Annotated in this window: 13 protein-coding genes; 3 read left to right on the forward strand and 10 right to left on the reverse strand. The window is 67.5% G+C overall.

What is annotated here, in order from left to right; translation table 11 throughout:
- Nucleotides 1–58: 58 nt before the first annotated feature.
- Genes HII28_RS05820 through HII28_RS05840 form a run of 5 tightly spaced genes read right to left on the reverse strand, consistent with a single transcriptional unit; the run spans nucleotide 59 to nucleotide 6,216 of the window.
- The gene (locus HII28_RS05820; protein WP_205864577.1) at nucleotides 59–2,203 is read right to left on the reverse strand and encodes an alpha-galactosidase; all 2,145 of its coding nucleotides are present in this window, start codon (nucleotides 2,201–2,203) and stop codon (nucleotides 59–61) included.
- The gene (locus tag HII28_RS05825; protein ID WP_170025985.1) at nucleotides 2,200–3,015 is read right to left on the reverse strand and encodes a DeoR/GlpR family DNA-binding transcription regulator; all 816 of its coding nucleotides are present in this window, start codon (nucleotides 3,013–3,015) and stop codon (nucleotides 2,200–2,202) included. The genes HII28_RS05820 and HII28_RS05825 overlap by 4 nt, the downstream gene beginning before the upstream one ends.
- A 7-nt stretch (nucleotides 3,016–3,022) precedes the next feature.
- Entirely contained in the window at nucleotides 3,023–3,937 is a 915-nt protein-coding gene (locus tag HII28_RS05830) for a carbohydrate ABC transporter permease (RefSeq protein WP_170024539.1), read from the reverse strand.
- Entirely contained in the window at nucleotides 3,934–4,896 is a 963-nt protein-coding gene (locus HII28_RS05835; RefSeq protein ID WP_170024540.1) for a sugar ABC transporter permease, read from the reverse strand. The genes HII28_RS05830 and HII28_RS05835 overlap by 4 nt, the downstream gene beginning before the upstream one ends.
- An 18-nt stretch (nucleotides 4,897–4,914) precedes the next feature.
- Nucleotides 4,915–6,216 (reverse strand): extracellular solute-binding protein, encoded by a 1,302-nt coding sequence (locus tag HII28_RS05840; RefSeq protein ID WP_170024541.1) that lies wholly within the window; start codon nucleotides 6,214–6,216, stop codon nucleotides 4,915–4,917.
- 261 nt (nucleotides 6,217–6,477) lie between these two features.
- Between HII28_RS05840 and HII28_RS05845 the strand changes: the two genes are divergently transcribed.
- Nucleotides 6,478–9,597, forward strand: coding sequence for a glycoside hydrolase family 2 TIM barrel-domain containing protein (locus tag HII28_RS05845; RefSeq protein WP_170024542.1), 3,120 nt, complete (start codon nucleotides 6,478–6,480; stop codon nucleotides 9,595–9,597).
- Between the two features lie 40 nt (nucleotides 9,598–9,637).
- Here HII28_RS05845 and HII28_RS05850 read toward each other — a convergent pair whose 3' ends face one another.
- The 3 genes from HII28_RS05850 to HII28_RS05860 form a co-directional block, all read right to left on the reverse strand.
- Nucleotides 9,638–10,213 (reverse strand): glyoxalase superfamily protein, encoded by a 576-nt coding sequence (locus HII28_RS05850; RefSeq protein ID WP_170024543.1) that lies wholly within the window; start codon nucleotides 10,211–10,213, stop codon nucleotides 9,638–9,640.
- Nucleotides 10,214–10,543: 330 nt separating this feature from the next.
- On the reverse strand, nucleotides 10,544–11,932 hold the full coding sequence (locus HII28_RS05855; protein WP_170024544.1) for a DHA2 family efflux MFS transporter permease subunit: 1,389 nt from the start codon (nucleotides 11,930–11,932) through the stop codon (nucleotides 10,544–10,546).
- Nucleotides 11,929–12,444, reverse strand: a complete 516-nt coding sequence (locus HII28_RS05860) for a PadR family transcriptional regulator (protein ID WP_205864578.1) — start codon at nucleotides 12,442–12,444, stop codon at nucleotides 11,929–11,931. The genes HII28_RS05855 and HII28_RS05860 overlap by 4 nt, the downstream gene beginning before the upstream one ends.
- Before the next feature lie 117 nt (nucleotides 12,445–12,561).
- Here HII28_RS05860 and HII28_RS05865 point away from each other — a divergent pair, with 117 nt between their 5' ends.
- On the forward strand, nucleotides 12,562–13,104 hold the full coding sequence (locus HII28_RS05865; protein ID WP_240977251.1) for a GNAT family N-acetyltransferase: 543 nt from the start codon (nucleotides 12,562–12,564) through the stop codon (nucleotides 13,102–13,104).
- Nucleotides 13,105–13,114: 10 nt separating this feature from the next.
- Here the strand turns inward: HII28_RS05865 and HII28_RS05870 are convergent, their stop codons facing one another.
- Together HII28_RS05870 and rsmI are read right to left on the reverse strand one after the other, a co-directional pair.
- Complete coding sequence (locus tag HII28_RS05870; RefSeq protein WP_170024545.1) at nucleotides 13,115–14,167, reverse strand: hypothetical protein; 1,053 nt, start codon at nucleotides 14,165–14,167, stop codon at nucleotides 13,115–13,117.
- A 100-nt stretch (nucleotides 14,168–14,267) separates the two neighbouring features.
- Nucleotides 14,268–15,086, reverse strand: a complete 819-nt coding sequence (gene rsmI, locus HII28_RS05875) for a 16S rRNA (cytidine(1402)-2'-O)-methyltransferase (RefSeq protein ID WP_170025989.1) — start codon at nucleotides 15,084–15,086, stop codon at nucleotides 14,268–14,270.
- 259 nt (nucleotides 15,087–15,345) lie between these two features.
- Between rsmI and HII28_RS05880 the strand changes: the two genes are divergently transcribed.
- Complete coding sequence (locus tag HII28_RS05880) at nucleotides 15,346–16,983, forward strand: glycosyltransferase family 39 protein (RefSeq protein WP_346769207.1); 1,638 nt, start codon at nucleotides 15,346–15,348, stop codon at nucleotides 16,981–16,983.
- The last annotated feature ends 49 nt before the right edge of the window (nucleotides 16,984–17,032 follow it).

Here is a 17,032-nt window from a genome sequence, read left to right on the forward strand (position 1 = left end):
CCCCATTCTTGCCGGGACGCCCGGATCGTCGCATCACCGCACCGCGGTTCGGACGCTCCTACACGGCGACGAGTTCCAGCACCATCGCGTGCTCCGGGTGCAGTGCAGGCAGCGGGAGCCCCGCCTCGGCGAGCACTCGGCCCGACACGACTGCGGCCTCGCCAGAGGCGATGGCATCCTTCAACCAGACCGGGACGGCGCCGAACGCGACGGCATGCGGATCCACCGGCAGGCCGGGAGCGACACGGTAGTGGCGGTCGGGATCGAGGCCCGGGATCCGGAGCCGGGCCGGCGTCTCGTTCGGCGACGTGGCGAGCACGACGTAGGCGAGCAGGGCTCGGGAGCGGTCGTGTGCGACGGTTCCGTATGCGGCGTCCTCGGTGCCGGGACGGTCGACGTGCACGGCGCGGCCGGAGTGGATGAGATCGCGGTTCGCCTTGTAGAACGCGATCACCTCACGAAGCTGGTCGCGCTCGCCCTCCCCGAGGGTGCGCACGTCCCACTCCATGCCGAAGTGCGCGAAGAGCGAGGTGATCGCCCGGAACGACAGGTCGTGCGTGCGCCGTGTGGTGTGCGAGGTGCCGGGCCCGACGTGCGATCCGATCAGCTCCGGTGGCAGAACGAGACCCGTGCCGCGCTGGATGCTCTGCCGCTCCAGCGCGTCGTTCGTGTCAGACGCCCAGACCCGGTCGGTACGACCGAGGATGCCCAGATCCACTCGGCCGCCACCCGACGAGCAGCTTTCGATCTCCACCCCGGGATGTGCTGCCCGCAGCTCGTCGAGCAGCCGGTAGACGGCGAGCGTCTGCTCGTGCGTCGAGGCGCGACCGTCGTGGCCGAGCTCGAGCTGGTCGCGGTTCTGGTCCCACTTCAGGAACCCGATCGGATACTCGCTGAGCAGTGCATCGAGCCGCTCGAAGACATACGCCCAGGCATCCGGATTCACCAGGTCGATCACCTGCTGGTGGCGCCACGGCAGCGACATCCGGCCGTGCCTGCCGTCGGGGCGCGAGATCCAGTCCGGATGCTCGCGCGCCACCCGTGAATCCTCGCTGATCATCTCCGGCTCGACCCAGAGTCCGAACTGCATGCCCTTGCCGCGCACGTGCTCGACGAGCGGGGTGAGGCCGTTCGGCCAGACATCCGGATCCACGAACCAGTCGCCCAGTCCCGTCGTGTCGTCGCGACGGCCGAGGAACCAGCCGTCGTCGAGCACGAAGCGCTCGACGCCGAGGTCGGCTGCGGCATCCGCGAGCTCGGACAGCACGCCGAGGTCGTGGTTGAAGTACACGGCCTCCCACGTGTTCAGCACGACGGGACGCGGTGTCGACGGATGTCCGTCCCTGGCCCGCACCCAGGAGTGGAAGCGAGCGCTCATGCCGTCCAGCCCGTCGCGCGAATACGACGCGTACACCGTCGGTGCGACGTACGTCTCGCCCTCGGCGAGCGCGACCTCGCCGGAGTGCAGCAGTTCGCCGACCGCGAGCACGGTCTGACCGTCGCCGGCGCGCTCGACGCGACTGGTGTGGTCGCCGCTCCAGCCGAGGTGCAGCGCCCAGACCTCTCCGTCGCGCCACCCGAAGCCTGGGGTGCCCGCGGCGATGATCAGCGTCGAATCGTGTCCGGTTCGGCCATGACGGCCGCTCCGCACCCAGGTGCCCTGGTCGATCCGTCTGCGTTGCTGGTGCTTCTCGCGCGACCAGTGGCCGGTGAGATCGAGCGACTCCCCGGCCTGGGCTGGTACCGGCAGCGTCGCGTCGAGCACGTCGAGCCCGTACGTACCGGTTCCGGTGTTCGTGACGCTCTGGTCGACGAGGAGGAGGCCGTCGGCGCCGAGGGTGAGCGCGACATCCACGCGCAAGCCGGAGGCGTCGTCGGTGAAGACGAGCACGGCGCGCTGCGAGCCGGCCGGATCCGCGGACTCGGTGCGGGCGTCCTGCAGGACGAGCCGTGGTGAGAACGACCTGCCCGAGCGGTTCCCCTCGATGCCAGGCGTGCCGCGCCATCCCCGTGCCGGCTGCGGGATCAGGGACGCGGTGACGGGTGCGTCGAAGCTGGAGGCGCCCGTGCCCCCTGCGAAGAAGGCCGGATCGGGAGCCTGCTCGCCGAGGTCGGCTCCCCAGTGCGCGACACGCGCATCCGCGTCGCGCAGGTCGAGGAGAACGCTGACACCCGCCGCACGCAGGTACAACCGGTCGATCATGAAGGAGCCTCCGAAGGGGTTCGATTCTCGTGAATGGTGACGATGCGCAGCTCGCCTGCGCGCGTGGACAGTATTTCTCTTGCGTGGCCGCCGAGTCCGTCGTCGCTGATCACGACTGCCGCCTCGTCCAGTTCGGCGATGGTGGACATGCCGACCGTTCCCCACTTGGTGTGGTCGGCCAGCACGACCACGCGGCGGGCAGCGGCGACCAGCGCCCTGTCGGCCTCCGCCTCGAGGAGATTCGGGGTCGTGAAGCCTTCGTGCTCGTCCATGCCGTGCACGCCGAGGAACAGGTAGTCGAGGTGGAGCTGTCGCAGCGCCGAGATCGCGATCGGTCCGACGAGCGCATCCGACGGCGTGCGCTCACCGCCGGTGAGGATGACGTGCCCCCGCCCGCTGGACGCCATGGGGAACAGCACGCTCGCCACCTGCACCGAGTTCGTCACGACCGTGCAATCCAGCGGCGCGTTCGCCAGGATCGACGCGAGACGCCACGTGGTCGTTCCCGCGCTGATGCCGATGGCGCTGCCCGGCTGCACGAGAGATGCAGCCTCCCGCGCGATCGCCAGCTTCTCCAGTTCTTCGCGCACGATCTTCGTCTCGAACCCTGGCTCGTCGGTGCGCAGCCCGCCGCCGGGCAGCGTGGCACCGCCGTGTACGCGCTCCAGCAGTCCGCCGGTGACGAGCACGTCGATGTCACGCCGAACGGTCATCTCGCTCACCGCGAATTGCGCGGCCAACTCGGTGACGCGTACCGTGCCGCGTTCCCGCGCACGAGCGACGATGGCGCTCTGACGCGCAGCTGCAAGCATCATGCGATTATCCCTTGCTGGCGCCGAGCGTCAGACCCGCGACGAACTGCCGCTGGAGCACGAGATAGATGATCAGCGTCGGGATGACCGTGATGATGGCGCCGGCCGCCAGCAGGTTGTAGTTCGAGAGGAACTGCCCCTGTAGGTTGTTGATCGCCGTGGTCACCGGCAGCCGGTCACCGGACTGGATGAAGATCAACGGCCAGAAGTAGTCGTTGTAGATGAAGATCACTTCCAGCGTGCCGAGGGCGGCGAGCGCCGGCCTGGTCAGCGGGAGGATCACGTTCCAGTACTGGCGCCAGATGCTCGCACCGTCGACGCGCGCCGCTTCGGTGAGCTCGTTCGGGATCGCCTTCATGAAGTTCGAGAGCACGAACGTGCAGAAGCCGATCTGGAACGCCGTGTTCGCCGCGATGACGCTCACGTACGTGTTCAACAGCGTGCCGGAGTCGCTCATCCAGTAGGGCAGCGTCGTGTGCTTGAACATCTCGAAGAGCGGGGCCGCCAGCACCTGGGGTGGCAGCAGGTTGCCCGCCGTGAACATGATCAGCAACGTCACATTGAAGCGCCAGCTGTACCGCGACACTGCGAAGGCCATCATCGAGGCGAAGAACAGGGTCAGCAGCACTGCCGGCACCGTGATGATCACCGAGTTGCCGAAGTAGGTCGGGAATCCGCCCTGCGTCCACGCGTCGATGAAGTTCTGGAAGTTGTAGTGCCCGGCGATCGAGAAGTAGCCGTACTTGTCGGTGTCGGCCTTCGGCCGCAACGACGTGTACAGCGCCCAGGCGAGTGGCAGCAGCCAGATGACCGCCATCACGATGATGAAGATCGCGGTGCCCCAGAGGCGCTTCTTGTGGCGCCTCGGTGGAGTCGGGGCGTGCGGCGGCACGCGGACGGATGTCGTCGTCGTGGCGCTCATTCCGTCTCCTTTCGGAATGTCCTCGCCAGATACCAGACGATGGGCACGAGAGAGATGATCAGCAGCACCACGGCGAGCGCGGATCCGACGCCGATCACCTGACCCTCACCGATGAGGTTCTGGATGACCAGTGCGCTGAGGAGTTCGAGGCCGTTCGTGCCTCTGTTGATCACCCAGACGATGTCGAACGCGCGAAGCGACTCGATGATGGTGATGACGACGATGATGATGTTCGTCGGCTTCATGGCGGGGAACACCACCTGGAAGAAGGACTTCCAGGCGCCGGCCCCGTCGAGGGCTGCCGCCTCCTTCAGGCTCGGATCGACGCTCTTCAGGCCCGCCAGGTACAGGATCATCACGTAGCCGGCATGCCGCCACGTGGCCGCGACCATGGCGGCCCACAGATTCACTCCCGGCGTTCCGAGCCAGTCGACGGCATTCGGTTTGCCCGCTGTGCCCAGCAGGAAGTTCAGCAGGCCGTTGTCCTGCGAGTAGAAGAGCTGCCAGATGATGCCGATCAGCGCGAGCGACAGCATCACCGGCGCGAAGAAGATGCTCTGGTAGATGCGGCTGCCCTTGAGCGCCTGGTCGAGCAGCACCGCGAGCAGGAGCCCGAGAGGCGTTCCGACGACGCCGAGGAACAGCAGCCAGACGATGTTGTGGAGTACGGCAGGCCAGAACGGTGTGTAGTCCTGGAAGACGTACTGGTAGTTGCCCCAGCCGGCCCACTTCATGTCGCTGAAGTCGAGGCCGTTCCACTGCACGAACGACAAGCCGATCGAGAACAGGGTGGGCAACCAGACGAGGACGAGCTGGATCAGGGTGGGGATTCCCACCATGATCGACAGCACCACCACGTCTCTGCGGGTGAATTGGCGCAGCCGACGGCGCTTCCGGGCGGGGTTGCTGCCCCGCCCGGAAGCGGTCGCCTTCTGCGTGTCTGCAGACGTGACCGCCATGAGGATACTTCGCTGCCGCTACTCGGCGGCGTAGAGCGTCTTCGCCTGCGCCTCGATGTTGCTCAGGTCGACGCTGCCGTTCTTGATGAACGTCTGCATCGCCGGCTCGAGCACGTTGGATGCCATGGCCGGCAGGGCGTCACGGTCGAAGAACTGGCTGATGTACTTCGCGTCGGCGATCACACCGCCCAGCTTCTTGGTGAACGCGCTGTAGCCGGAGGTGTCGGCATCCTTCGCCGTCATGATGTTCGACTTGTCGATGGCGTAGTACGCCTCCTGGCCCTTGCCGGTTCCCATGAACTGCAGCATGTCCTTCGCCGCCTGGTTCTGGTCGCCCTTCTTCGACAGCATGAGACCGTCGATCGGCGCCTCGACCGCGTCCTGACCCTCGACCGCGACGGACGGGAACGGGAAGAAGTCGATGTCGGCGAGCACCGTCGGATCCGTGAACTGCTGCGTGATGAACGAGCCGAGCAGCATCATGCCGGACTTGTTCTGCGCGAGCTTCTGCGCGGCATCCTGCCAGGTGAGACCGAGCGCGTCGGGGTCCTGGTACGGCAGCATGATCTTCCAGGTGTCGAAGACGTCCTGAACCTTCTTTTGGTTCCAGGACTCCTTGTGCGCGCACAGGTCGACGTGGAACTGGTAGCCGTTCGTGCGCATGTTGAGGTAGTCGAACGTGCCGCACGCGGGCCAGGCATCCTTGTCGGCGAACTGGATCGGGATGATCCCGTCGCCCTGCATCTGCTTGCACAGCGCCTCGAACTGGTCCATCGTCGTCGGCACCTGGTAGCCCTTGGACTGCCAGAACGACTTGCGGTAGAAGAAGCCCCACGGGTAGTTGTAGTTCGGCACGAAGTACTGCTTGCCGTCCTCACCCGTCGACGCCTTCTTGAGCGCGTCGGAGAAGTTGCTGCCGATCTTGTCCCACACGTCGCTGACGTCGCCGACGAGACCCTTCTTCGCGTAGTACTGCATGCGGTAGCCGGCGAACCAGGTGAATGCGTCGTCAGGGCTGCCCTGCAGATAGTTGTTGATCTTGTTCTGGAACCCGTTGTGGTCGACCGTGTTGACTGTGACTTTGTCGCCCGACTTCTTCTCGAACGCCGAGACGAACGACGCGTAGGCCTTCTTCGGGACCGGGTCGGACGCATTGGATCCGAACGTGAGGGTCTTGCCTCCGGACGACGATCCGCCGCCCGAGGTGGTTCCGGTGCAGGCCGCCAGCAGCGGAACGGCACCAAGACCCAATGCCCCGACGCCGACACCCTTCAGAAGAGTGCGGCGACCGATGGGGGTGCCACCGTTGAGCTCGTGCATGTTGACTCCTTTGTAACGTGCAGAGGGGTGTGCAAAAACGCACATTGTCGATCATATTCACGCACTGCTCTCGACGGAATAACGAATCGGACACGACAGGTGGTTCGTGATCGATTTCCCGGTTGGAGAGCGGTTTCCCATACGCCATCGGTCCTCTCCGGTCCGTCCGGGCAGGGTGGCACCGCCCACCCACGATGTGCATCGGGGTACGAAATCGCATAAATTCGCACACGAGTCACCCCATCGATCGAAGGAGCTCGAATGCCGTCGTCACATGAAGCATCCCTGGGCGCGGTGTGGAGGCATCCGGAAGTCACCTCCCTGGGCCGCGAGCCGCAGCACGCCGTCGCCAGGACAGCACTCTTCGATGGCAGCGTCCCTGCCGACGTGATCGACCTGGACGGCACGTGGCGATTCCAGCTGCTTCCGCGGCCGGAGGCCGAACTCGGGGATGGATGGCGTGACATCCGCGTGCCGGGCGCGTGGACCATGCAGGGCACGGACGATGCCCCGCAGTACCTGAACATCAGGATGCCCTTCCCCACCTCCCCGCCCACGGTGCCAGACGAGAACCCGACGGGCGTCTACCGCCGCTCGTTCACGGTGCCCGGCGAGTGGTCGGGCCGAAGGATCATCCTGAGCGTCGGCGCTGCCGAGAGCGTGCTCCTCGTCCGCGTGAACGGCGTAGAGGCCGGTGCGAGCAAGGGAAGCAGGATCGCCGCCGAGTTCGAGGTGACCGATCTCGTGACGGCCGGCGAGAACGAGCTCGAGCTGACGGTCGTGAAGTGGTCGGACGCCAGTTTCATCGAAGACCAGGACCAGTGGTGGCACGGCGGCATCACCCGCGGAGTGCGCCTGTTCGCCACGAACCGCCTCTACCTGCGCGACGTGAAGGCCATCGCGGACTTCGACGCGGCATCCGGATCCGGACGCCTCGATGTGCAAGTCGTCGTCGGCGCGCCCGACGACGTGACGCCCGCAGGGCTCAGCGTGCGCGTTCGGCTGGAGGACAGGACGTCGGAGGGCAACGCCGCCGGTATCGACGCGGCAGTCGGCGAGGTGGCGCGGGGGGCGGCATCCGTCTCCACCCGGGTCGAAGCGGATCCCGACGAGGAGGAGTCGCAGGAGCTGATCGCGCAGATCCCCGCCGACCAGAGCCTGTTCGAACTGCACGGCAGGAACGCCGCGGGCGTGCAGCTGGAGGAACCGCTGCGCACTCTGGCCGCGATCGCGACCTCGGTGATCCTGCCGGAGGCGCACGGACGGGCGGCGACGAACCTTCCCGTCCCGCACGTCTCGCCGTGGAGCGCCGAGACGCCCGCGCTGTATCCGCTGACCGTCGAGCTTCTGGACACCGAAGGCACCGTGCTCGACACCGCGCGGCTGCGCGTCGGCTTCCGTCGCGTCGAGATCGTCGGCAGGGACCTCCTCGTCAACGGACGCCGGATCATGGTGCAGGGCGTGAACCGCCACGAGTTCGACCCGCGAACCGGTCGCACTCTCACCCGCGATGAGATCGCCGCGGAGCTGGCCGACCTCAAGCGCTGGGGCTTCAACGCCATCCGCACGTCGCATTACCCGAACGACCCCGCTTTCTACGACATCGCGGACGAGTACGGCTTCTACGTGGTCGACGAGGCGGACCTGGAGACGCACGACTGGGCCTGGAGGCTGTGCGACGATGCGCGGTACCTGAACCAGTTCGTCGACCGGGTGTCGCGCATGGTGCTGCGCGACAAGAACCACGCGTGCGTCATCATGTGGTCGCTCGGCAATGAGGCGGGCTCGGGGACCAACCAGGATGCCGCAGCCGGCTGGGTGCGCGGCTACGACCCGACCCGGCCGGTGCACTACGAGGGCGCTATCGCCCGCGACTGGTTCGGCGGGCAGCGGCAGACCGACGTCGTGAATCCGATGTATCCGCCGATCGACGCGATCGTGTCGTACGCGCGCAATCCGCGGGCCGACCGTCCGCTCATCATGTGTGAGTACAGCCACGCGATGGGCAACTCGAACGGATCGTTCGACGACTACTGGAGCGCCATTCGCTCTACTCCCGGCCTGCAGGGCGGCTTCATCTGGGAGCTGAAGGACCACGGACTGGATCCGGAGGGCGACGGGCACTACCGCTACGGCGGCGACTTCGACGGCGGGGACGCCACGCTCAACGACGGCAACTTCTGCATCGACGGGCTGCTGTTCCCCGACGGGAGCCCGCATCCTGCGATCTTCGAGGTGCGACACGTCTTCTCCCCCGTCGAGCTCGTCTCGGATGCCACGGCCGCCCGCGCCGGCACCCTGCGGGTGCTCAACCGGCAGACGTTCGCGTCGCTGGACGACCTTGCGATCGAGGCGACCGTCGCCAGGACCGACGGTGCACCGACCGCCCCTGTGCGGCTGGATGCCTCGGCCGACGCCGGCGGTACAGCCGAGGTCGCGCTGCCGGCAGGACTCGTCGAGCAGCTGACGCAGGATGGCGCGCTCGCACTCCGCGTCACCGTGTGCACCGCGATCGATCGGGTCTGGGCGCCTGCTGGCACCGAACTCGCGGTCCTCGAGGTGCGACTGCCGGCGGTTGCTCGACCAGGTCGGCCGGCTGTCGCAGCAAGCTCCCCCATCGTGCTCGATACCGACGGTGTCGTGCAGCACCCTGTGTTCGCGTCCGGCCCTCGCCTGCTGTTCTGGCGCGCACTGACCGACAACGACAAGTCCATTCCGCTGCAGCAGCGGCTCGAGGCGACGGGGCTGCGCGATCCCGAGCGTCGGGTCGGGGCCGTGCGGCAGGACGGCGACGCGACCGTCGTGTCGGCGACGTACACGACCGCATCCGGACACGTCATCGAGCACGCGCAGCGGGTGACGGCATCCGGCGACGAGCTCGTCTTCGTCGAGCGTGTGATCGTGCCAGAGGGGATCGGTCCGGTGCCCCGGATCGGCGTCGAGTTCGCGCTCGTCCCCGGGTTCGAGGGCGTGTCGTGGCTGGGCGACGGGCCGCACGAGACGTACCCGGACCGCAGGTCGTCCGGGCTGCTCGGCCGGTGGGAGTCCACCGTCGACCAGCTGCAGACCCCCTACGTGCGGCCGCAGGAGAACGGCGGGCGCACGGGCGTGACGAACGCCGCGCTGAGCGATGGGACCAGCACCGTCGAGCTTCGGTTCGGCTCGCCGGTGCTGTTCCAGGCATCCCACCAGAGCGTGGAAGACCTCGAGCGCACCGGTCACTCGTGGGAGCTGCCGCGGCACGACGAGACGTACGTGCGCGCGGACATCGCCCATCGCGGCCTCGGCACGGCATCGGTCGGACCGGACGCGCTCGAACCCTTCATCGTGCGACCCGGCGTCTACGAGTGGACGTGGTCGTTCTGCGTCGTGCCGTCGTGACGGCCGGCTGAGCACCTTCCCGGCGCTGCTGCCGCGACGATCACGGTGTGTGGAACACCAAGCGGTTGCCGAACGGATCCGGCACGACGAGGTCAGCGCCCCACTCCTGAACCGTCACGCCGATGCGCAGCGGGTACAGCGGATCCGCCTCGAGCCGACGCTGCAACGCGTGCACGTCGGCGACCCGGATGCGCACGGCGGATCCCGGTGTCGCATCGCCATGGTGCTCACTGAGGTGGAGCACGCAACCCTCGCGTGACACCTGGCGGTAGAGCGGCATCCCGTCGTCGAAGCGGTGCTCCCAGTCGAGCTGGAATCCCAGATAGCCGACGTAGAAGCGCTCCGCCTCCTCTCCGGGGAACGTTCGCAGGATCGGGACCGTCACCGGGTGGGAGACGGATGGCGTGGCATCCGTCTCCCTGTTTTCGGAGTCGGTCGAGGCTGCGCGAGTCTCTGCAGAGAGAGCCGCTGCCGCGGTGTTCCAGTCGCGATGGCCGAGGGCGGCGGCGACCAGTTCGAGGGCGTGCGAGTGCGTGATCGGGATGCCGTCGGCATCCATTCGTGCGCGGAGCCTGCGAGCCATCGCCTTCGCCCGGTCTGGCTCCGTGGCAGCCATCCGAGCCGTTGCCTTCGGACCGTCACTCCGGGGAACGGTGCTGCTCGGACGAGCGCCCCTGGGATCGGATTCGGTGTCCATGCGTCGTGCCTTCCGTCGACGAGACGTGAACGGGGTCTCTCCGTTGCCCGGATCGCCGACTGCAGCGTCGCGGATGATATGCGGTGTGATCAGGGTTTCACCGTCTCGGCTTGGCCGAGGGAGATGGCAGGCACCTGTGGCCGCCGCCAGCCTAGCCCGCGACGGCCGCGCGCGACAGCGGGTCCGAATTCGATGCGTCGCAGCTGCAGCACGCTGACAACGGTGCGCGGCGCGGTGATCGCAACTCCGTTACGGCGCATCCCCGAGTCGCCCGAGTGGCCGCCGCGGAAGGAAGAGCGAGACGATCGCCGCGGCGCCGGCCAGCATCGCGACGATGACCGCCACCTCGTGCAGCGCGGAGATCGGCCCGACCGAAAGGCTCCGTGTGGTGAAGAGGTTCGCGATCAGACCGATGCCGAGCGACCCCGCGATGCGCTGCACGACGTTGAACGCGGTGTTCGCGTCGGCCTGCTCCTCCTGCGAGAGTCGGAGGTTGATCAGTGTGAGCAACGGAGTGACGACCAGCCCGATGGCGGCCGAACGGGCAGCAAGCACGAGCGCTGTGATCCAGAGCGGAGTCGTCGCATCCACGGCGAGAAGGCCGAGACTGGCGACGACGAGCACAACGAAACCGCCGAGGACGACCAGTCGCACGCCGAGCCGATCGGAGGCGCGCTGCCCGAGCACGGTGCCCAGACCGGTCAGGATTCCCTGCGGCAGCAGCGCCAGCCCCGTCGCGACAGCGGTGTGCCCCTGAACGGCCTGGAGGAAGACAGGCAGCAGGAACACGATCGACCATGCGGCGACGGAGGCGGCAGCGCACAGCACGAAGGAGAGCGCTGCGTCGCGATCCTTCAGGATGCGCAGGTCGAGCGCAGGGTGATCCGTTCGGCGCAGATGCAGGCCGTAGGCGGCGAGAAGGGCGGCTCCGAGGATCACGGGGATCCAGACATCCGCTCTCGACCAGCCGACGCTCGCACCACGGTCGAGGCCGAAGAGCACGCCGAAGAGGCCGGGCGCGAGCAGGAGAGTTCCAAGCACGTCGAAGCGCGCGTCGGGATTGGCCGCAGGCGCGAGCTCCTTCGGTATGGATCGCATGGCAAAGGCGGCCAGGATGCCAACGGGCACGTTGATGAGGAAGATCGAGCGCCAGCCGAACGCACCGATCAGCAACCCGCCGAGGCTCGGCCCGAGAGCCGGCCCCAGGAAAAGCAGCATGCCGGCGAGCGGCGAGATGCGACGGGACGACCCGCTGGACCCCATCAGCATGCCCATGGCGAGTGGCACCAGCGTCGCACCGGAGAGTCCCTGGAGCACTCGGGCCGCGATGAGCGTCTCGCTCGTCGGCGCCATCGCGCACAGCAACGACGCCAGTGTGAACGCGATCACGCCCGTCGAGTAGACGCGCAGCGTTCCGAAGCGGCGAGCGAGCGTCGAGGTCAGCGCCAGTCCCGTGCCGAGAGCGAGCAGGTAGCCGCTGGAGACCCACTGCACCGTGGCAAGTCCGGCGTGCAGCTGCACCGAGATGGGCGCGATCGCCACGTTGACGATGCTCGAGTCCAGCATCGACAGCAGCGGCCCGGCGAGCAGCGCGTACTGGGTGACGACGCCAAGCCGACGAACCGGAGCGGTGGTCATGCTTCGGAAGCTCTCGCACGCAATGACGCGAGCCAATCGAGCTCCGCGTCGATCTGTTCGCGGGAACGCTGCACGACGGCACTGCTCCAGTACTCCCCGGACGTGCGCTCGGAGAGCCTCGCCAGTCCGTCGGCGAGCGTCATGATGGCGGTGACCCTGGCGTCCAGGATGGCCAGGCGCTCCGCGGGCTCGAGGAACGAGAACTGGCCCAGCCGCGTGAGGAACTCCAGATCGTCACCTGCCTGGGCCGCCGGGAATTCGGCGATGAGGTCGTGCAGGAGCTCGCGGCCGACATCCGTCAGCTCGTAGATGTGGCGAGGAGGGCGGGATTCCTGCTGCTCGACTGTCATTCTGACGGCACCCGCCTCGACGAACCGACGCAGGGCCGGATACAGCGAGTTGTTGTTGATGACGATCCCCGTCGTCCCCTCGATGCGCTTGCGCAACTCGTAGCCGTGCGCAGAGCGTCGGGAGAGGTGCCGCAGGATCAGGATCTCCGGATAGGCCATCATAGGTTAACGTAACCTATGTTTGGTCGACGCGCCAGTACCTGAAGCCGCCCGTCACCACCGTCACAGAGACCGCGGAGAACGGACGTGGGCGCGCCCGACCTGGTGGAGGCTGTCGGTATGAGCACCTCGCAGACTCCCGACCTCTCCGCCACCTCGTCGCCGGCCCCACTCCTCGCCATCTCGACCGCCGACGACGACGATCGCGTCGTGTTCGAGAGCTTGTGGCAGCTGTTCCGCCACGAGATGTCCGCGTTCACCGGGTCGTTCCCCGACGCCGATGGCCGCTACCGTCAGGAGCGTCTCGACGCCGCGCTCGATCCGTCGGAACCCGGCTGGATCGGATACCTCTTCCGAATCGACGACGCGCCGGCCGGGTTCGCCGTGGTGCGCGGCCTCGATGCCGAGGAGCGCGTCATCAACAGCTTCTTCCTCGTGAACCCGGCTCGTCGCGGCGGCCACGGTACGGCTGCCGTCGAGGCGATCACGGCACTCGATCCGGGACGATGGGCCGTCGCCTTCCAGGACGCGAACACGGCTGCGGCGGTGTTCTGGCCCAGGATCGCCGCACGGCTGGATCCGGATTTCGTGCTCGAGCACCACGCCGTCCCAGACCGGCCCGACGTTCCAGCTGATGCCTGGGTGCGATTCCGCCGTCGTTAAAGCAGGTGGGTCACCAGGCTGCCGACACGTCGGCGTGGGTGCGCAGGATCCCCTCTGTCGAGCCATCGGGCGCGCGCCCGATGCCGCACTCCGTCGCCACGCCGAACACAGCGGCGTGCGGGAGCGCCGCCGAGATCCGACGCCTCGCGCCCTCTTCCCCGTCCTCGCGGTGGACGAGCCCGAGGTAGAGCTCCGTGTCGGCGTGCAGGCGGAGGTCGTCCAGCGGGGCGAAATAGGCGTCGTCGTCGCGCTCGATCGGCACCGGAAGGTGGATCCACGTGATCGGGCGGGTGACGGCATCCGTCAGCATGTTCGCGAAGCGCACCAGGTTGCCTGCGTCCCGGGGCTCGATGAAGTGCTTCTCCGCCACATCGCCGTAGCAGAGGTGGAATCCGACTTCCACGTCGGCGGGCACGCGGGACGCCTGGTCGGCGGATCGCTCGGTGAGCCCAGCCCACACGTCGTCGCCCCACCACGACTCTGCGCCGTATCCGCCGCGGTGCACGATGTCTTCGATGATGCCGAACTCCACGGCGTTGTCCCACTGGATCGCCAGGTCCTCGTGCGGGATGGCATCAAGGATGCTCTCCAGCTCCCGGTACATCGCCTCCCGGTAGACGGGCTCGAAGGCGGCCCGTTGGTCCGCCGGGAAGTACGCGCCGACGACGGCGAGGGGCGTCGGCAGCGAGACCTGGAACCGGACCCCGGCGGGGATGTCCCCTTCGGCGCGAAGGCGCCGGAAGGTCGCGAAGGACTCCTCGGCGGCCTCGGCGTAGCCCAGCGGCGGGAGCTCGATGGTCGCCGGGTCGACGCCGTCGGCGATGCGAAGCGGACGGGCGTCCAGCATGCGCAGCGGGATCGGATGCTCCCCAACGCGCTCGATTCCCTCTGCTCGACCCAGCACGTCCGGCTGGAACATGATCCAGTGGAAACGCTTGCCGGGTTCGCCGTCGGGGATTCGCTTGAGCCGGTCGCCCAGGATTCCTGCGGCCGCCCGCATCGTGGTCTCGGCGTCGTCGTAGTTGACGCTGCCGACCAGCAGCGCGCCTTGGGGTTGGGTCACCACCCCATTGTGCCGGATGCGGGTTGTGCTCCCGACGGCTGCACCGGCCGGAGAGAGCGAACAGTCCTGTCGACGGAATCCGTCTGGCAGACGACGACGGCTAGCGGGTGCGGGCGCGCAACGCTGCTTCGTACAGGGTGCGGCGCGAAAGGCCGGTGGCTGCTGCTACGGAGGCGGAGGCATCCTTGAGGCTCTCGGTGGCCGTGAGCAGCAGCACCTCCTGCACGGCGGTGTCGAGATCCACCGTGCGCGGCACCGCACCGGCGACGACGACGACGATCTCGCCCCGAACGCCGTCATCGGCCCAGGCCGCGAGCGCCTCCGGCGTTCCGCGACGGACCTCCTCGTGCAGCTTCGTCAGTTCGCGGCACACGACGACGAGACGCGATCCGCCGAAGGCGTGCCCCATGGCGCGCAGCGAATCCGCCAGCCGGTTCGGCGACTCGAAGAACACCATGGTGCGTCGCTCGTCGGCCAGCGATCCGAGAGCCGATGCGCGCTCCCCCGCCTTGCGCGGCAGGAATCCCTCGAACGTGAACCGGTCCGTCGGGAGTCCGGAGACGGCGAGCGCGGTGAGCACCGCGCTCGGCCCCGGGATCGCGGTGACGGTCACACCCGCTTCGATGGCTGCCGACACCAGGTGGAAACCGGGGTCGGAGACGGTGGGCATGCCGGCATCCGAGAGCACGAGGAGGTCGTCTTCGCGGGCGAGCTCCACCAGGTCGGCGGACTTCTCCCGCTCGTTGTGATCGTGCAGCGCGATCAGGCGCGGACGGTTCTCGACGCCGAGCGCCTGCATCAGGCGCTGAGCCACCCTGGTGTCCTCTGCGGCCACCACCCTGGCCGTTTCGAGCGCCTCCACCAGCCGGCGAGAGGCGTCGCCCAGATTTCCGATAGGCGTCGCCGCAAGGATGATCACGTGTCCAGTCATATCGCGGCTGCGCCGCTCACGGGCTCGATCAGCTCGGCGATGCGAGCAAGCTTGCACCGCTCTCACCTCAATCGCCCATATCGCGGCTCACCGCTCATAGGCTCAATCAGCTCGGCGATGCGAGCAAGCTCGCACCGCTCTCACCTCAATCGCCCATATCGCGGCTCACCGCTCATAGGCTCAATCAGCTCGGCGATGCGAGCAAGCTCGCACCGCTCTCGCCTCAATCGCCCATAGCATTGCCGTCGTGACTGACGCCCCCGCCCACCATCGCTCGACGGCCGCCGGCGCCGTCGGGTCGCGGCTCGATCGGTGGTTCGCCCGCCACGTGAACACCCCGGCGAAGCTGCGCTGGTACACCTGGGGCCTGCCCGCACTCGTCACGCTCGTCGCCGCCGTGACGCGACTGTGGGCGCTCGGGGATCCGCACACCCTCGTGTTCGACGAGACCTTCTACGTGAAGGACTCGTGGACCCTCCTGCACAAGGGTTGGGAGGCGGCCTGGCCGCCGAACATCGACGAAGCCTTTGCGGGCGGCGACGTGAACGCGTACACCGGCGATCCGGAGTTCGTGGCGCATCCGCCGTTCGGCAAGTGGATGATCGCGATGGGCCTCGCCGCCTTCGGCGCCGGGAACAGCGTCGGCTGGCGCATCTCGACGGCGGTGGTCGGCATCCTGGCGGTCGTGGTGCTCATGCTCATCGCGAAGCGCATGTTCCGCTCGACGCTCATCGCCTCGCTCGCCGGATTCATCATGGCGATCGACGGCAACGCCATCGTGATGAGCCGGGTCGCCATCCTCGACAACTCGGTGATGTTCCTCGCCCTGCTCGCCTTCGGATGCCTCCTGCTCGACCGGTCCTGGCAGGAGAAGCGACTGGCGGCATGGGTCGCGGTGCGGGCGGAGGCCGGCGAGCCGCTCGGCTGGGGTCCGTGGATGTGGTGGCGCCCATGGCTGCTCGTCGCCGGGCTGCTGCTCGGACTCGACGCCGGCGTGAAGTGGACCGGGTTCTATTTCCTGGCGTTCTTCGCCGTGTACGTGTTGATCACCGACGTGCTCGCCCGGCGCCGCGCCGGCGTGCCGTTCTGGCCGGAGGCGGGGATCCTCAAGGGCGGCGTGGTTGCGTTCGTGCTGATGGTGCCGCTCGCTTTCGTGACTTACGTGGCCACGTGGTCCGGCTGGATCTTCACCAGGGGCGGCTACTACCGGGACTGGGTGCAGACCACGGCGGGCGCGGCGTGGACGGGTCCGCTCTCCTGGGTGCCGAACTGGGCGCAGAATCTCTGGCACTACCAGTCGGAGATGTACGGGTACTCGATCAATCTGCACACAGCACATCCGTACCAGTCGAATCCGCTGACCTGGCTGCTGCAGCTGCGGCCGACGAGCATGTACTACGTCGGAACGAGGTACGGCGTCGACGGCTGCACCTCCCAGGGCGGATGCTCGGCAGCGATCACCGACCTCGGCAACCCGATCATCTGGTGGCTCGGCACAGCAGCCCTTCTGTACCTGATCTACCGCCTCATCCGGTACCGCGACTGGCGGCACGGCTTCATCCTGATGGGCCTCGCCGCCGGCTACCTGCCGTGGATGCTGTACGCCGGCCGCACCATCTTCACCTTCTACTCGATCGCGTTCGCCCCGTATCTCTACCTGGCGCTCGCCGCCGTGTTCGTGCTCATCATCGGCACGCCGGCGGATGACCATTACCGGCGCACCCGCGGGCTCAACCTTCTCGTCGTCTTCCTGATCGTGATCACCGTTGTCTCGGTGTTCTTCTACCCGATCTGGACGGGCATGCAGATTCCGTTCTGGTACTGGCAGATGCACATGTGGCTGCAGAACTTCCCGACCGGCATCGGCACGATCGGGTGGATCTAGGGGCGCGCGGAAACTTCTGCGTACACGGTGGCAAGCCCTTGCGCCGATG

Origin of the sequence: Planctomonas sp. JC2975 (assembly GCF_012985205.1) — a bacterium.
Taxonomy (GTDB): Bacteria; Actinomycetota; Actinomycetes; order Actinomycetales; family Microbacteriaceae; genus Humibacter.